This is a genomic window from Amycolatopsis sp. NPDC114478 (assembly GCF_055633805.1).
Map to the genome: position 1 here is coordinate 102,843 of NZ_JBVKDO010000004.1, position 15,925 is coordinate 118,767.

At 71.2% G+C, this 15,925-nt stretch carries 13 protein-coding genes; 6 read left to right on the forward strand and 7 right to left on the reverse strand.

Going from position 1 to position 15,925, the window contains the following annotated elements; genetic code table 11:
* Positions 1 to 8: 8 nt before the first annotated feature.
* Positions 9 to 644 (reverse strand): DUF3159 domain-containing protein, encoded by a 636-nt coding sequence (locus ACZ7OH_RS13105; RefSeq protein ID WP_470281440.1) that lies wholly within the window; start codon positions 642 to 644, stop codon positions 9 to 11.
* Positions 645 to 925: 281 nt separating this feature from the next.
* On the opposite strand from ACZ7OH_RS13105, the gene ACZ7OH_RS13110 reads away from it, so the two are divergent.
* The 6 genes from ACZ7OH_RS13110 (at position 926) to ACZ7OH_RS13135 (ending at position 5,908) form a co-directional block, all read left to right on the forward strand.
* The gene (locus ACZ7OH_RS13110) at positions 926 to 1,744 is read left to right on the forward strand and encodes an SGNH/GDSL hydrolase family protein (protein WP_470281012.1); all 819 of its coding nucleotides are present in this window, start codon (positions 926 to 928) and stop codon (positions 1,742 to 1,744) included.
* A gap of 633 nt (positions 1,745 to 2,377) precedes the next feature.
* Positions 2,378 to 3,115, forward strand: a complete 738-nt coding sequence (locus ACZ7OH_RS13115; protein WP_470281013.1) for an OmpA family protein — start codon at positions 2,378 to 2,380, stop codon at positions 3,113 to 3,115.
* 4 nt (positions 3,116 to 3,119) lie between these two features.
* Positions 3,120 to 3,521, forward strand: coding sequence for a hypothetical protein (locus tag ACZ7OH_RS13120; RefSeq protein ID WP_470281014.1), 402 nt, complete (start codon positions 3,120 to 3,122; stop codon positions 3,519 to 3,521).
* 57 nt (positions 3,522 to 3,578) lie between these two features.
* Entirely contained in the window at positions 3,579 to 4,055 is a 477-nt protein-coding gene (locus ACZ7OH_RS13125; protein WP_470281015.1) for a DUF6932 family protein, read from the forward strand.
* On the forward strand, positions 4,052 to 4,933 hold the full coding sequence (locus tag ACZ7OH_RS13130; protein ID WP_400895920.1) for a hypothetical protein: 882 nt from the start codon (positions 4,052 to 4,054) through the stop codon (positions 4,931 to 4,933). The genes ACZ7OH_RS13125 and ACZ7OH_RS13130 overlap by 4 nt, the downstream gene beginning before the upstream one ends.
* A 306-nt stretch (positions 4,934 to 5,239) precedes the next feature.
* Positions 5,240 to 5,908, forward strand: a complete 669-nt coding sequence (locus ACZ7OH_RS13135) for a DUF4190 domain-containing protein (protein ID WP_470281016.1) — start codon at positions 5,240 to 5,242, stop codon at positions 5,906 to 5,908.
* A gap of 287 nt (positions 5,909 to 6,195) precedes the next feature.
* Here ACZ7OH_RS13135 and ACZ7OH_RS13140 read toward each other — a convergent pair whose 3' ends face one another.
* The 6 genes from ACZ7OH_RS13140 to ACZ7OH_RS13165 form a co-directional block, all read right to left on the reverse strand.
* Positions 6,196 to 8,940 carry an AfsR/SARP family transcriptional regulator gene (locus ACZ7OH_RS13140; protein WP_470281017.1) on the reverse strand — a complete coding sequence of 915 codons (2,745 nt, stop codon included), beginning with the start codon at positions 8,938 to 8,940 and terminating at the stop codon, positions 6,196 to 6,198.
* 408 nt (positions 8,941 to 9,348) lie between these two features.
* Positions 9,349 to 10,251 carry an ectoine hydroxylase gene (gene thpD, locus ACZ7OH_RS13145; protein WP_470281018.1) on the reverse strand — a complete coding sequence of 301 codons (903 nt, stop codon included), beginning with the start codon at positions 10,249 to 10,251 and terminating at the stop codon, positions 9,349 to 9,351.
* Positions 10,252 to 10,281: 30 nt separating this feature from the next.
* The gene (locus ACZ7OH_RS13150; protein WP_470281019.1) at positions 10,282 to 10,674 is read right to left on the reverse strand and encodes an ectoine synthase; all 393 of its coding nucleotides are present in this window, start codon (positions 10,672 to 10,674) and stop codon (positions 10,282 to 10,284) included.
* Positions 10,675 to 10,686: 12 nt separating this feature from the next.
* Positions 10,687 to 11,940: a diaminobutyrate--2-oxoglutarate transaminase gene (gene ectB / locus ACZ7OH_RS13155; protein ID WP_470281020.1), complete on the reverse strand. Its 1,254-nt coding sequence runs from the start codon at positions 11,938 to 11,940 to the stop codon at positions 10,687 to 10,689.
* Between the two features lie 15 nt (positions 11,941 to 11,955).
* Entirely contained in the window at positions 11,956 to 12,588 is a 633-nt protein-coding gene (gene ectA / locus ACZ7OH_RS13160) for a diaminobutyrate acetyltransferase (RefSeq protein ID WP_470281021.1), read from the reverse strand.
* Between the two features lie 104 nt (positions 12,589 to 12,692).
* A complete protein-coding gene (locus tag ACZ7OH_RS13165; RefSeq protein ID WP_470281022.1) occupies positions 12,693 to 15,851 on the reverse strand; it encodes a patatin-like protein in 3,159 nt (1,052 codons plus the stop codon).
* Positions 15,852 to 15,925: the final 74 nt, after the last annotated feature.

Here is a 15,925-nt window from a genome sequence, read left to right on the forward strand (position 1 = left end):
GGGCCGCCTTATGTCCGGGGTACGTCGTCCGGGCCGGTTTCGGGGGCCAAGCGCAGCCCCGGGTGCTCCGGCGGCAGAGCCCGGTAGAGCACCCAGCCGCTCACCGCGACGGTCAGCGCGACCAGGGGCCACGACAGCACCGTGCGGGCCACGCCGAGCGCGATCACCTGGCCGGACCACCACAGCAGGCCGTAGACGACCACGCGCAGCGTGTACTGGCCGAACACCCACACCCAGCTGGCGCGCGAGTACGCCTTCAGCAGCACGGGGTCGCGGCGCCAGCGCGTCTTCTGGCCGAGCACCAGGCCGACGACGACGCCGAGCAGCGGCCAGCGGACCACGATGCTGGCCGCCCAGAGCAGCGCGCTGGCCACATTGGACATCAGCTGCAGCAGGAAGAAGTCCTGCGCGCGGCCGGTGTGCAGGGCGATCAGTGCGGCCGCGATGACGGCGGCCAGGCTGACGACCACCGCGCGCACCTTCCCGCCGCGCGCGAGCCGGTAGGCACCGAGCGCGACGGCGACCAGGATGGCGGCGCCGGCACCCCAGGCGATGGACTGCCCGGCCGCGAGCCAGCCGACGACGAAGCCGACGGGCGGGATGCTGGCGTCGAGCGCGCCGCGGCGGCCACCGAGGATCTGCATGAGCGGCTCACGGGGTTCTGCGGACACCCCTCCAGCGTGCCGGATCGCGTCACGGAGGCTCCAAGCAGGGAGATTTTCGCCACACCGGATGTGGTAATGGCCTTCGAGTGTGCTGTCTCACGGCATGCGGAAGGTGAAGACTGCGTAATAGGGGAGCGGAGAAGGCCGACAAGATAAGACACTGTTACCGCAGGCTGAACGCGGGGCGGACCCCGGATGGTTAGTTGTGGTGTACAACTACATGCCGGGGTGTCGGTTGCAGGACGGGAAGGGGACCCACCGTGTACGGATTCGACAGCTATGTGGCGATCGGGGACAGCTTCACCGAAGGGCTCAACGACGGGCTGCCGGACGGTTCGTTCCGCGGCTGGGCCGACCGGCTCGCGGAGATCCTGGCGGCGGGGCGGTCCGGCTTCCAGTACGCGAACCTCGCCCTGCGCGGCAAGATGATCGACGAGATCCTGGACGAGCAGCTCCCGATCGCGCTGGAGCTGAAGCCCGACCTGGTCACGCTGTGCGCGGGCGGCAACGACATCATCGTCCCGGGGGCGGACGTGGACGCGGTGGCGGCCCGCTTGGAGGAGGGCGTGGCGAAGCTGCGCTCGGCGGGCATCCCGGTGCTGATCTTCAACGGCCCGGACACGAAGGTCCTGTCGGTGATGTCGGTCCTGCGCGGCAAGGTGGCGATCTACAACACCCACCTGTGGGCGATCGCCGAACGCCACGGAGCCCGCATGGTCGACCTGTGGGCGATGGCACCCCTGCACGACCGAAGGGCGTGGAGCGACGACCGGCTGCACTTCTCGCCGGAAGCGCACCGCCGGATCGCGTTGAAGTCGGCAGAGGTCCTGGGGATCCCGGTCGAGGGCGACTGGCGCGAGCCGTGGCCGTTGGAGGCGACGCCATCGCGCTGGATCGACTCCCGGCGGTCGGATTTGACGTGGACGAAGGTGCACTTGCTGCCGTGGATCCGGCGGCAGTTGCGCGGTCAGTCGATGGGGGACGGGTTGTCCCCGAAGCGGCCGCAGCTGGCGCCGTTGCTGCCGTTGGAGGTGCTCGAGGTGCCGGACAGCGCCCAGCCGCGGCAGCAGGCCAGCTGAGGAGTTCTTTTCCAGCCGAGCGGCGCGGGGCGGCCGGTGGCGGGTTGGCCGGCGGCGCGGGTTGGTCGGCGGCGCAGGTTGGTCGGCGGCGCAGATTGACCGGCGGCGCAGATTGGCCGACGGCGCAGATTGGCCGACGGCGCAGATTGGCCGACGGCGCAGATTGGCCGACGGCGCAGATTGGCCGACGGCGCAGGTTGGCCGGTAATGGGTTGGCCAGCGGCGCAGGTTGGCCGTGGCGTGGCGGCCGGCGGAGTGGGTGGCCAGCAGCGTCGTGGCCGGCGGAGTGGGGTGGCCAGCAGCGTGAGCGCTCGGCGAGGGCATGGCCGGGTACGCGGGCGGCTTCCTCGCGTGTCTTGACCGCCAAGCCGAAGCCAGCCGCGCGGCCGCACTTCCTGAACGCCGCGCCGACTCACTGCGCAGCGGCCGACCCACCCCCGAGACCCACAGACATCCCCCGCCACTCCCCAGGGGGGCGTCCCCGGCTCCATTCTATCGGCCCACTCCGACAGAACGTGCCCAACCGATCACCGTCCCTCCAGTTGTCCACATGTCGACTCGCCTGGGGACAACTTGTGGAAGACCACCCTTCCCCAGCTCGCCAACCCGCCCCACCCGGCTTACAGTCCCTTTATGTCCGGTGGTCGTCGCTGGATCCTCGTGGTCCCGATCGCGGTGCTGGTCACCGCCTTGCTCGCGGGGGTTGTCACCTGGGCGCAAGCCGGGAACATCCAGCGTGACCTGACCGCCGATGCCCAGGCCGCCCTGGCGAAAGCCGGCCTCGGAAAAGGCACCGTCACCTTCGACGGCCGGGACGCCACCCTCAGCGGCTTCGCGCCCGACCAAGCCCTTCGAGCCCTCGAAGTCGTCCAGAACGTCGACGGCGTCCGGGCCGCGCAGCTGCAAGGCGACGTCGTTCCCGTCGCCCCGAGCGCGCCACCCACCACGAGCGCGCCGCCGCCCAGTACGCGCGAGCCGCCTCCCACCACCAGTGCCACCGCTCCGCCGCCTCCCACCGACAAGGCCGGTGTGCAGGCCGAGATCGACCGGATGCTCGCCGAAGCTCCGATCACCTTCGTGCCCGACAGCGCCGAGCTCACACCCGAAGGGGAGCAGGCCGCCGTCGCCGTCGCCGTCGCGGTCGCCAAGTCGCCGGACACCTTCCGGTACCGCGTCAGCGGCCACGCCGCCCGCGGGACCGGCAGCGCGAGCGGCGCGCTCAAGCTCTCCCGGGACCGCGCCAAGGCCGTCACGCGGATCCTCACCACCAACGGGCTCACGACCGAGCGCGTGACCTACCGCGGGCTGGGCGACACGCGCCCGTCCGCCGGCGGCGACGAAGACCGGCGCGTCGAGATCACAGTCGTTTGAAGGGGTGAGTGAGCAGATGGTGTGGCTGTTCGGGCAGATCTGGCTGTGGCTGGTCGTCGCCTTCGCCCTCGGCGCGCTCACCTCGTGGCTCGTCCTGCGCACCGCCCAGCGCCCCAAGCCCGAACCCCAGCCCGAACCCGAGCCCGCCGTTCGCTACGAAGAGCCCTCGGCCACCGAGCAGACCCAGTTCATCCCCGCCGCCTGGATGCAGCCCGGCACCGAGCGGCCCGAGGACGTCCACGACGACGACGGACCCGAGCCCGCCGGCCACCGCGAAGGGCACCTGCCGCTGCCGCCCCAGCGCGGGGCGCAGGCCGAAGACTGGCCCACCGAGGAAGAACCCGCCTGGCCCGAGTCCGAAGAGGCCGCCCCGCAGTGGCCGCACCAGCCTGGGCGCGGTGGCTGACACCCATCCTGGTAAGTTCGGCTACGCACTGTGAGCGAGGCCCGAGGAGGGGGTGGCGTGGCGCTCCCCCATTGGACGCCCCAGCAGGTTCTGCCGCCGGGCCGCCACGCCTGCGACCTCGCCGACGTCTACGAACGCCTGGTCTTCGACGCCCCGCACCAGAACGAGCGCGAGATCCTCTTCAGCGCCCTCAACAGCTACCTCGGCGTCGCCCGGCGGATCATGCCGTCCGGGCGGGCCTGGGTCGGCGGCGAGCTGATCACCCGCACCGCGCACCCGCCGCGCGGCCTCGACGTCGTCCTGATCCCGGACGAGTGGGGCGCGCTGAAGCGGCTCGACGACGCCGGCCGGTCGGCGCTGTACGGGCTGCTCACGCTCCGCGGGGTGATCGTCGGGCAGCCCGCGATGTACCTCGACCAGGTCCAGCCGGTCGGGGGCATGCTGGACGGCTTCCTCTGCCGTCCCGGCGACGAGGACGTCTGGGCCGAGGTCTGGGCCGAAGGCGGCAGGGGCTACCCGGAGATGATCTGGTGAGGAACGAGTTCCGGCGCATCGCCGACGAGATCCCGGGCGGCACGTGGCTCGACGACCTGGCGCGCGCGTCGGCGATGGCCGCGAACGCCAAGTTCGAGCGGACGTCCCGCTCGCCGCTGCTGCACGTCTCGGTGATCGGCGAGCAGACCATCGACGCCTACACCTTCTCCGACATCAGCCGCGCGCTGCAGGACGCGACGGCGAAGATCGGGCACATCATCCGGAACCCCTCCGGCGAGGTCACCCAGGTCCAGCAGGCCGACCGCGACAAGGCGCCGCTGATCCAGCGCGGCCAGGCGGGCAACGCGATCTTCTTCGGCTTCCCGGAACCGGTGGCCGACGACGCGCTGATCGTCGACGGCATCGAGACGCTGTCCGAGCGCGCCGTCAAGGAGCTGTGCGACTTCCTGCCCGCCAACGGCTCGGACGACGGCGCGCTCGACGCCGTGCTGCTGCAGCGCGACACCGTCCGCAACGCCGTGAGCGACATCGTGAACGCCGTCGCGAAGAACGCCGGCATCGGGATGGCGCTGACGCCGACGGCGGGCGAGCAGGTCACCCGCAGCATGACCACCGACCAGGCGCGGATCCTGCAGGGCAGCCTCCGGGAGTCGCGGGAGGCCGTCGGCTACGAGACCGTGCGTGGGCGGCTCGACGGCGTCCGCACGCGGCGCCGGATCTTCTACCTCGACCGCGAGTCCGGCGGGACGATCCAGGGCGCCGTGGCGCCGGACCTGCTCGACGAGATCAAAGAGAACCTCGACCGCCCGGTGACCGCCCGGCTGCGCGTCGTGCGCACGACGACGATCGACGGCCGCCGCGGCCGGCCCGTTTTCGAGCTCCTCGAAATCACCCCCGAAGTCAGCCTTTTCGACTGAGAAGTCCGATGTGCGACTTTCGTCTTGAACAGCGATACCGACCCTCGTCGTAGGCTCGCCGGCGGTGTCCGGACGCCCGTACGGTATTTACGCTACCCGCTGCGAGGTCGGCAAACCTCGTGCCGAACAGTGGGAACTCCGATATTCTTCCCATTGATCACCGGGCCACACCCTGCGCGCGATGTCAGGAAATACCGGTACTCAGCGCAAAATGGTGGGACAATGACTTTTTCCAGAATGTAACAATTTCGTTCTCGGGCACTCTTATGGGTTAACGTCGTCGCACTCCCACCCGAAGGGGCCCGCATGATGACCGACCCGCAGTACCCGCCGCCGACCGCCGCGCGCCACGGACGGCCCGCGCCACCGGTGACGGCCACGGAGCGTCGTCAGGCCAACGCCAAACCCGGGCGGAACATCCTCGCCATCGTCGGCCTGCTGCTCGGCGTGGCCGCCCTGGTCGTCACGTTCGTCCCAGACGTCGGATTCGTCGCGTGGCCGCTGGGCGGGATCGGGCTCGTGCTGGCGATCACCGGGCTGGTCCAGGCCAAGAAGGGCACCGTGGGCGATCGCGGGATCGCGATCACCGCGACGGTGGCCACGATCGCCGCGCTGCTGACGACGGCCGGGATGCTGCTGTACTCGACCTTCCTCGGCGGCGGCGAGGCCGGGCTGCACATGCCCGCGGTGGGCGGGGACAAGCACACCGTGACGTTCCAGGTGACCTCCGCCGGCGGCGCGACCGTGCGCTACGGCAGCCTGTCGGACCAGCGCACGGAAAACGCGCCGGCGAGCACCGACGCGTGGGAAGGCGGGGCGTCCTACAACAATGGTTCGTACCTGTTGACGCTGACCGCCGACACGCGCAATTCGAACATGACGAACGAAATCAGCTGCGCCATTCTCGTCGACGGCAAGAAGGTCGCGGAAAACAGCGGGACGACGATCGCGCTCTGCACGGCGAACGTGAGCTGAGCCGAGCCTGGCGACCGGCCGGCCTACCCCCACGTCGGCCGGCCGGGCCGCCACGAGCCGCTCCTGGCGGCTCCCGGCCCCGGCGGGGTTTTCCCGCACGGGGCCCGGCACCGGCGTCTCAGCCTGCCCCTCCCCTAGGGCTCAGCCGGCACTGCCGAACCTACGCGGACGCCGCCCGCGGACACTAAGAATCCACTAAGGATTCACGCTGGTCCCCGCCGCCGTGATCCATTCGCAACTCTCTTCACGAATGTCGATCACCGGCGCGGAGTTGTCACGCGAAATCGTCACTGCAGTTCGGCGAGCTCGGCCCGCACCTCGCCGACGAGCTTCGGGTGCACCCTCTCGTAAATGCGCACCGACAACGCCAGCTGCTCCCGCGCGCCGTCGAGATCACCCCGCGCCCGCAGCACCCGCCCCAGCGTCAGCCGCAACGCACCCTCGCGGGCCACGAACTCCCGGCTGATCGCGAGGTCGATCGCCTCCCAGACGTACCGCTCGGCCGCCTCCAGGTCGCCCGCGCGAAGGCTGAGGTCGGCCAGCTTGTCCAGCGCCACCACGACCCGGTCGTCGTCGCCGAGCGAGCGGTCGATCGCCAGCCCCGCGAGCTGGTGGGCGATCGCCTCGGCCAGCCGGCCCGCCCGCTTCTCCGCCTGCGCGCAGCTGCTGAGCGCCTGGCCGCGCAGCGTGACGTCCGGGGCCTCGGTGATCGCCTTCGCCAGCCGGTCGATCGCCTTCTGGTGCTCGCCGCGCCGGCTCAGCGCGCGGCCCAGGTGCAGGTCGGCCGACGTGACCAGCCGCGCGTCGGCGGACCCGGCCGCCAGCACCGCCGCCCGCTCGGCGTCCCCGAACCCCGAGCCCGGCAGCTCGAACGTCAGCGCGATCTCGCACCGCGCGAGCCGCAGCCAGCACTGGCCCTCGACGTCGCCCGCGGCCTCCGCCGCCGCGACGCCCAGGTCGGCCAGCCGCGTCCACTCGTCCGGCAGCGGGCACACCACGCGGTAACTGTGCCCCAGCCGCGCCAGCCGCCAGACGTCGTCGTGGCGGCCCGCCGCGTACGCGGCATCGAGGGCGGCGAGGAGGTTCGGCCACTCGGCCGCGAACCACTCCTGCGCCTCGGCGAAGCCGGTCAACGGCGGCATCGCCTCCTCCGCGAGCACCCCGGTGAAGTCCAGCGGGTCGGCGACGTGCCCCAGCCGGCGCCGCGCCCGGTCGGCCACCGCCTGGTAGTAGCGGACCGTCCAGCCGAGCGCTTCGTCGCGCTCCTTCTCGCCCAGCTCCTGTTCCGCGAGCTCGCGCAGGTAGAGCCAGACGAGGTCGTGCGGCACGAAGACGTCCCGGGCGGTCTCCTCAAGGAGGTTGTGCGCGGCCAGCGCGCGCAGCCGGCGCCGGGCCTCGGTGACCGGGATCTGCGCCACCGCGGCCATCAGGTGCGGCCCGACCATCACCCCGGGCACCGCGCCCAGCTGCAGGAACGTCTCGGCGATCTCGCCGGGCAGGCCGCGGAAGGAGACGTCGAACGCGGCGCGCACGCCGTCGTCGGCGCCCTCGACCTGCAGTGCCGCGAGCCGGGTGCGTTCGTTGCCCAGCTCGTCGACCAGCTCCTCCGCGGTCCGCTGCGCGCTCGCCGACAGCCGCGCGCCCGCGATCCGCAGGGCGAGCGGAAGGTAGCCGCACAGGCGCGCCAGCGCGTGGTTGAGCTCGGCCGGCCCAGCGAGCTCCTCGATCAGCCGCACGGCGTCGTCGGGCGCGAGCGTGCCGAGGACGCGCTGCTTGGCCGCGTTCGACACGGCGAGCCCGTCGAGGCGCGACCGGCTGGTCACCACGGTCATCGTCCGCGCGCTCGGCGGCAGCAGCGGGCGCACGTGCTCGGCGCTGCGGGCGTCGTCCAGCAGCACGAGCATCCGGCGCCCGGCGATCAGCGACCGGTACAGCGCGACGCGTTCGTGCAGCAGCTCGGGGATCTTCGCGGTCTCGACGCCTAGTCCGAGCAGGAACTGCGTGAGCAGTTCGGCCGGCTCCAGCGGCGGGTGGTGCGGGTCGAAGCCGCGCAGCGACGCGAACAGCACGCCGTCCGGGAACCGCGACGCGACGCGGTGCGCCCACCACACGACCAGCGTGCTCTTGCCGACCCCGGCGGTCCCGGTGACGACGGCGATCGTCGTCTCGCCCGCTTCGGCGCGGGTGACCAGGCCGTCGAGCCAGGCGAGCTCGTCGGCGCGCCCGGCCAGGCTCGGCACCGCGGCGGGCAGCTGCGAGATCGCCTTCTCCGGCTCCGCGGCGGCCGGGGCGACGACGTCGCGCACCGGCAGGTCGTCGTTCAGGACGCGCTCGTGCAGCCACCGCAGCTCGGCGCCGGGCTCGACGCCCAGGGTGCGCAGCGTGGCACGCGAGACGGTCCGGTACAGCTCGAGCGCGTCCCCGCGCCGCCCGGCGTGGTAGAGCGCCCGCATGAGCTGGCCGGCGGTCCGTTCGGCGAGCGGGTCGGCGCGGACGATCGGGCTCAGCTCGACGATCAGCTCGGCGTGCCGGCCGAGGTCGAGATCGGCGTCGACGCGGGCGCCGTGCACGGCGAGGCGCAGGTCCTCCAGTTCGGGAGCCCGCAACGAGTCCGGCACGCCGCCCAGCGCCGGGCCCTGCCAGAGCGCGAGCGCTTCGGCCAGCAGCGCGGCGGCGGTTTCCGGGGCGGCGAGGGACGCGCGGTCCAGCAGGCCGCGCGCCCGGTGGACGTCGACGCGCTCGGGGTCGACCGCCAGCAAGTAGCCCGGCGGCGTGGTCAGGATGCTCGGGCCGTCGATGTCGCGCAGCACCCGCCGCAGGTGGGACACGTTGCCGTGGACGATGGTGCGCGCGGTGGCGGGCGGGTCGTGGCCCCAGAGGGCGTCGATGATCTCGTCGAGCCCGACGACCTTGCCGGGCTTCAGCGCGAGCAGGGCGAGCAAGCCGCGGACCCCGGGACCGCCGATCGGGACGGCGACGTCACCGGCGAAGAGCTGGACGGGCCCGAGCAGCTGGAACCGCCATTCGGCCATGCTCGCGCCCACCTCCCCGGGGGTTCACGGTCGGTTCGGCGTCTCCCTCGCCGAAAATCAACCTACCGTGGTCACCGGTTGTCGAGCGGGGCCGGTACCAGGAGTTTTGGGGCTTCTGCGAATTCCGTAGCGGTCAGCGGGAAGCGGTGCGACATCCACGGGCGGACATGGCACGACCCCCTGCCGGCGGTCCCGATCCGCGGGCAGGGGGTCGTGGTGGAGCAAACAGCCGGGCCGCCAGGGGGCGCGGTCCGCCTGCCCGTCACCGCAGGCGACCAGGCGGGTGAGCTCACCCCGAGCGAAGCACCCGCCGATCGTCCGCGAAGACGTCTGTTGCGCGGACCACACGCCCGCGCGGTGGCGACACGGTAACAAAGCGCACCGGGTCGGTCACCGGCGGGCTGTACCTCAGCGCGAGATCGGGGTCGAGTCGCGGCCGGCGATGAACGCGGGCCGCGGCGCGCTCGCCGCGAACGGCTCCTGCAACGCGTTCTCCACGCTGTTGAACACCAGGAAGATGTTCGAGCGCGGGTACGGGGTGATGTTGTTGCCGGAGCCGTGCATGATGTTCGAGTCGAACCACAGCGCCGAGCCCGCCTGACCGGTGAACTGGTCGATGCCGTGCTCGGCCGCCATCTTCGTGATGTCGTCCTCGCTCGGCACGCCCACCCGCTGGTCCTTGAGCGAGCTCTTGTAGTTCGCCTCCGGCGTCTCGCCGGCGCACTGGACGAACGTCCGGTGCGAGCCCGGCATGATCATCAGGCCGCCGTTGAACGGGTAGTTGTCGGTCAGCGCGATGGAGCAGCTGACCGCGCGCGGGGACGGCATGCCGTCCTCCGCGTGCCAGGTTTCGAAGTCCGAGTGCCAGTAGAAGCCGGTGCCCTTGAACCCGGGCATGTAGTTGACACGGCTCTGGTGGATGTACACCTCGGAGCCGAGCAGCTGCCGGGCCCGGTCCAGCACACGCGGGTCGCGCATCAGTTCGGCGATCAGGGCGGAGATCTCGTGGACGTCGAAGATCGACCGGACCTCACCGGTTCTCGCCTCGGTGATCACGCGCTCGTCCCGGGCGAGCTCACCGTCGGAGGACAGCCGCACCAGCTCCTGCCAGTACGCCTGGACCTCCCCGACGGAGAGCATGTCCTCGACCACCGTGTAGCCGTTGGTCTCGTGGTTCGCCAGCGTGGCGGCGTCGATCGGGCCGTCGGCTTCGGTACCCCACACGGTGGGGTGCACGCGCGGCAGCTGCGCCGGCGTACCGGTGATCCGGGTCGGGTAAGTGTCGTCGACCCGGGTGTCCGTCAGCGTCACGGGCTTCGCCTCCTGTTTCCTCTCCGGTGTTTACGAGTCCTCGGTGATCAGGGGGTACACGCCGTTCTCGTCGTGGACCTCTCGACCGGTCACCGGCGGGTTGAACACGCACACGCACTTGATCTCGGTCTTCGGGCGGACCTGGTGCTTGTCGTGGTCGTTGAGCAGGTAGAGGGTGCCGGGCTTGAGCTGGTGCACCTCACCGGTCGCGAGGTCTTCGATCTCGCCTTCGCCGGAGGTGATGAACACCGCCTCGATGTGGTTGGCGTACCAGAAGTCGTTGACCGTCCCCGCGTACAGCGTGGTCTCGTGCACCGAGAAGCCGACGCCCTCCTTCGCGAGGATGATCCGCTTACTGCGCCAGTTCTCGGTCTTGATGTCGGCGTCGGTGTCGGTGACCTCGTCGAGTGTGCGGACGAGCACGGGCAATCTCCTTTACTTCTTCAGGACGGCCTTGATCGACTCGTCGATGATCGACAAGCCCTGCGTCAGCTCGTCGTCGGTCAGGGTCAGCGGCGGCAGCAGCTTCATGACTTCGCCGTCGGGACCGGAGGTTTCCATCAGCAGGCCGCGCGCGAACGCTTCCGCGCAGACGCGGCCGGCCAGGTCGCCGTTCTCGAACTCGAGGCCGCGCGCGAGGCCGCGGCCCTTGGCGACCAGGTTCGCCTCCGGGTAGGCCTCGACGATGCCGGAGAACGCGGCGGCGATGCGCTCGCCCTTCGCCTTGGTCGACTTCTCGAGCTCGTCGTCGCTCCAGTAGGCGTTGATCGCCTCGGTCGCGGTGACGAACGCGGGGCTGATGCCGCGGAAGGTGCCGTTGTGCTCACCCGGCTCCCAGACGTCGAGCTCCGGCTTGATCAGCGTCAGCGCCATCGGGATGCCGTAGCCGCCGATGGACTTCGAGAGGCAGACGATGTCCGGCTTGATCCCGGCGTCCTCGAAGCTGAAGAACGGCCCGGTGCGGCCGCAGCCCATCTGGACGTCGTCGAGGATCAGCAGGATGTTGTGGCGCTTGCAGAGGTCGTCGAGCCCCTTCAGCCACTCCAGGCGCGCCGCGTTGATGCCGCCCTCGCCCTGCACGCCCTCGACGATCACCGCGGCCGGCTCGTTGAGCCCGCTGCCGGAGTCTTCGAGCAGCTTCTCGAAGTACAGGAAGTCCGGCATCGCGCCGTCGAAGTACGCGTCGTACGGCATCGGGGTGGCGTGCACCAGCGGGACGCCGGCGCCCCCGCGCTTCATCGAGTTGCCGGTGACCGACAGCGCGCCCAGCGTCATGCCGTGGAACGCGTTGGTGAAGTTGATGACCGACTCCTTGCCGGTCACCTTGCGCGCCAGCTTCAGCGCGGCTTCGACGGCGTTCGCGCCGCCCGGCCCGGGGAAGACGACCTTGTAGTTCAGGCCGCGCGGGTCGAGGATCTTGTCGCGGAAGGTCTGCAGGAAGTCGCGCTTGGCCACGGTGAACATGTCCAGGGCGTGGGTGACGCCGTCGCGCTGGATGTAGTCGACCAGGGCCTGCTTCAGCTTCGGGTTGTTGTGCCCGTAGTTCAGCGCGCCGGCCCCGGCGAAGAAGTCGAGGTACCCCTTGCCGTTTTCGTCGTACAGCCAGCTGCCCTGGGCGCGGTCGAAGACGACCGGCCAGCCGCGGCTGTAGCTGCGGACCTCTGATTCGAGCTCTTCGAAGATGCTCATGACGTTTCTTTTCTCCTACTCGCCCGGCTCATTGCGCGGCTTCAGTGGCCCGATGCGGTAAAGCTCTTCGGGGAGGTGCCCGGCTTCGGGGAATTCCTCCCCGGCGAACAGCACACTGGTTTCCATCGCGGTGTTCCAGCGCTTCGCGAACGACGTGAACAGCCGGATGGACGCTTCGTTGTCCGGGGTGATGGTGGTCTCGAGGTAACGCACCCCGTCGTCGACCAGGCGCGTGTAGAGCGCGTCCAGCAGCGCTCCGGCCAGGCCCTTTCCGCGTTGCGACGCGTCGACCGCGACCTGCCACACGAGGGCTGCCTCCGGGTCGCCGGGCCTGCGGTAGGCGATGACGAATCCGACCGCCTTGCCGTCTTCACGCGCGACCACCGAGGACTCGGCGAAATCGCGGCACCACAGCATGTATGCGTACGGCGAGTTGAGATCGAGCTTGGCGGAATCGCGCGCGATTCTCCACAGCTCCGCGCCGTCCGCCTTGGTCGGGGATTCGATCAAGTGCGTTACGGACATACTCAGGAAACGTAACAGAGAATTTTCGGCTTGCCAGCGACGCAGCTCACGACCCCCGTGATGACCTGCGACGACGCGGAGTACCCGGTGAGCAGTCCCACAAACATGTTTGAAGTGGACCATGCTTGGGCACACGCGCGGCTAGGCCGCTCGCGCGTGGCCAGCCACCTACCCGCACGATGAACCCTCAGGCCCGTGATCGCAAGGCGACGGGCCGGGCCGGCCGCTCACGACGAGCGTTCGGGGACCGGTTCCGGGGCCGCCGCGTTCGGAGCGGGCACGGTGGCCGGAGTCGCCAGGACGACCGTCTCGGCCTTCGCCGACGGCACCGCCGGCCGCGCTCCGGCCGGACGGCCGCCACCGCGGACCCGCCGCCACAGCGCGCCCAGCGGCGGCGTGACCCACGGCAGCAGCAGGACGACCACGAAGACGACCCACCAGACCGGCGCGTCACCGCGGGCCCAGCCGGCGACGACCGAGCCCAGCCAGCCGAAGAACGGCCGCGCGAGCACCGGCAGGAAGGGCGCCAGCACCAGGCCGAGCACCACCAGCAGACCGAGCAGGTAGACGCCGATCAGCGGCGACTTCTTCGACATCAGCAGCACGTTGACGACGACGAAGACCACCCCGCCGGCCAGCACGGGCAGGCCGATGAGCCCGACGATCGCACTGCCGTTGCCCCCCATCAGCAGGCCCGCGATCATGGCCAGCGCCGCGGCGACGATGGTTCCCGGCGTCTTGAGCGCCATCGAGCCCCTGGTGATCCGCCAGGTGCTGCGGGCGGTGGCCCGGACGGCGGTGACCATCGACTTCGCGGCCTTCGGCGTCGACGGCGGCACCGTCGCCGCCGCCGCGTTGACCCCGGCCGCCGCCAGCTTGATCATGGTCTTGACCAGCAGCGGCGAGCCCCGCTCGCCGGAGATCCGTTCGGCCGAGACAGCGCACGCCTGGAACGTCTGCTGCGTCTGGTCGTCGCCGTCGAGGGGCAGCTCCGGCGCGCCCGTCGCCGGGTCGGGCTTGGCCAGCGCGCGGAACACCTTCGACTTGTCGCTGCCCTTCTCCTTGACGACGTCGTCGTCCGCGTGGCGGCGCACGACCGGCAGCTCGGCCCGGGCGATCTCCAGCTGCCGCGCCCGGGCGAGCACGAGCGCGGTCACCGGCATGCTCGACGGCGGCATGACGTCGTCGGCCACCTCGATCGGCTCCAGCCGGGCGTCGAGGCCCAGGAAGGCCAGCTCCTGGTCGAGCTGGCAGATCAGCAGGTCGACGTCCGCTTTTCCGAGGTTGTCGGCCTCCCGCGGCGGGCACCAGCCGATCTCCAGGAAGGTGGTCCGGACCTCCTCGCGGAACGCGTCGCGCCCGGCGAGGTCACGAAGGTTCCGCAGCCGGACCGGGTCGAGGAGCACCTGCATGAGCCAGCCCGCTCCGTCGATGCGGCCCCACATCCAGTCGTTCGCGCGCCAGGAGGCCTTGTAGAAGGCGCCGAAGTAGCCCGCTTGCATGCCGGTGAGCTTGTCCCAGGAGCGCCGACGGTCCATGTCGAGCAACGTCCGCGAGTCGGCGCTCACCTGCACGAGATCGGCCCGCTGGTCGACCGACGGCGCCTCCGCCAGCAGCCCGCGGCCGGCGACGTGGAGCGCGAGCAGCCGCGCTCGCACGACGTCGTCGTCGGGTTCGCCGTCGAGCGCGAGCCAGTTCAGCAGCGTCCGCACGGTGTCGCACTCTTCCGGTTCCCGCTCGGTCCAGCGCTGCTCCTCGAGCAGGCGCCGCGACGCGGGCGCCGTGGTGCGCAGCGCCGCGACGACGGCGGACCAGGCGCCGGCGAGGCCCGGCGTCTCGCCGAGCACCGCCCAGTCCCGGGCCAGCCCCTCGACCCAGGTCGCGAGGGTCTCGTCCGGGTTCGGCGCGTGGGCCATGACCCACTGGTCCAGCTTCTCCCCGCGCGCGGAGGCCACTCGAGCGCGGTGCAGCTCTCCTCTGGCCTGGTTGAGGACCGCCGCGTCGGCCGCTTCAGGGCCGAGGAGGAAGCAGGCGTTGATGAGCTGGAGCCCGGTGGCGACGGCGTCGGCGAGCGCCGAGGTGCGGTACGGGACGAGCTCGGCCGGAGACATCCGGGTGGCCGGCAGCCCGCTCGGCACCCCCGCCACGAGCCCGTCCGCCGCCGTCTGGCGCAGGGACTCCGACATCCCGGTGAACCACTGCAGTTCCGGACTGTCCATACGGGACTGCGCGTACCGGCGGGCGGCGAGCTCGACCAGCTCGGCCGCGTCCGCCGCCGTCCGCCGTTCGAGGTAGGCCAGGGAAAGCCGCTGATCGATCAGCGACTCGGCGCCGCCGCGCAACCCGAGCCCGGCCAGGATGACCCGGGTGTCCCGGGTCCGCGTGACCCCGGCGTTGTGCCGGGAAAGCTCCTCGAGCTCGGAGCTGATGGACTGGCTCATCACCGCGGTGACGACCTTGCCCATCGTGTTGGTCAGCATCGGGAAGTCGTTGGCGTCACAGGGTTTCGCCTCGGCCTCGCGTTCCCCGGTAGGCACTACGTACAGCAGCAGCCGCCGGACGTCGGCGGCGGCCGGCCGGGCGAAGATCTCCTGCAGCGCCGGGCGAAGCGGCTTGTTGAGCAGCACCCCGCCGTCGGTGACCCAGTGCGAGCGGTTGATGGCGGTGTGGGGACTCATGTCCGGGTGCTGCTCGTCCGCCTGCTCCGCGCCGATCGGCACCCGGGACAGCTCGAACGCGCCCGGGTAGGAGGCGGTGGACCGGGCGGCCAGGGCGAGCGGGCCGACGACCTTCGCCGTGCGCCACTGGTCGCCGTGGAACCGGAAGAGCATGCGGTGCTCGGTGTCGCGGACCAGGTTGCCCAGCGCGTCTTGGTAGCGGGTGCTCTCCCCGTCGATCATGGTCCCGGTCAGCAGCACGGTGAGGTCGGCGGCGCCCGCCGCGGCCGGCTGCCCGGTCCGCACGATCTGCTCGAGCGCACCCCGGACGCCGTCGAGCAGGACCCGGTCGCCGTCCAGCAGCGACCGCGGGTCGGGCTCGGCGGGGTCGCGGGTCAGGTTGTCCAGCGAGCCGGTCGAGATCCAGGTGTCGCGCAGGGTCTCCGGGGTGGAGCCGAAGGCCTCGGCCAGCCCGAGGCAGGCGGCGTTGATGCCCCCGGCGCTCGTCCCGGTCAGGACGTCGACCGAGAGGTCCGCCCGGAGCAGGCCGGTCAGCTTGCGGTAAAGACCGGCGGGGGCGCCGTCCCGCGCCTCCCGCAGCAGCAAGGACGTCTCGGCCGCGACCCCGCCCATCCAGACGGCGAGACTGGCGCCGCCGACCATGGTCATCGCGAGCCGGATCTCCTGCCGCGGCAGCACGTCGGCGCTTTGTTCCGTCGTCTCAGCCATGGGCTCCCCGCCCGTCGTCGTCCTGACGAGGACTAGAGGCGCGAGGTGAGCATCGGGATACGTCCGGGTGTACG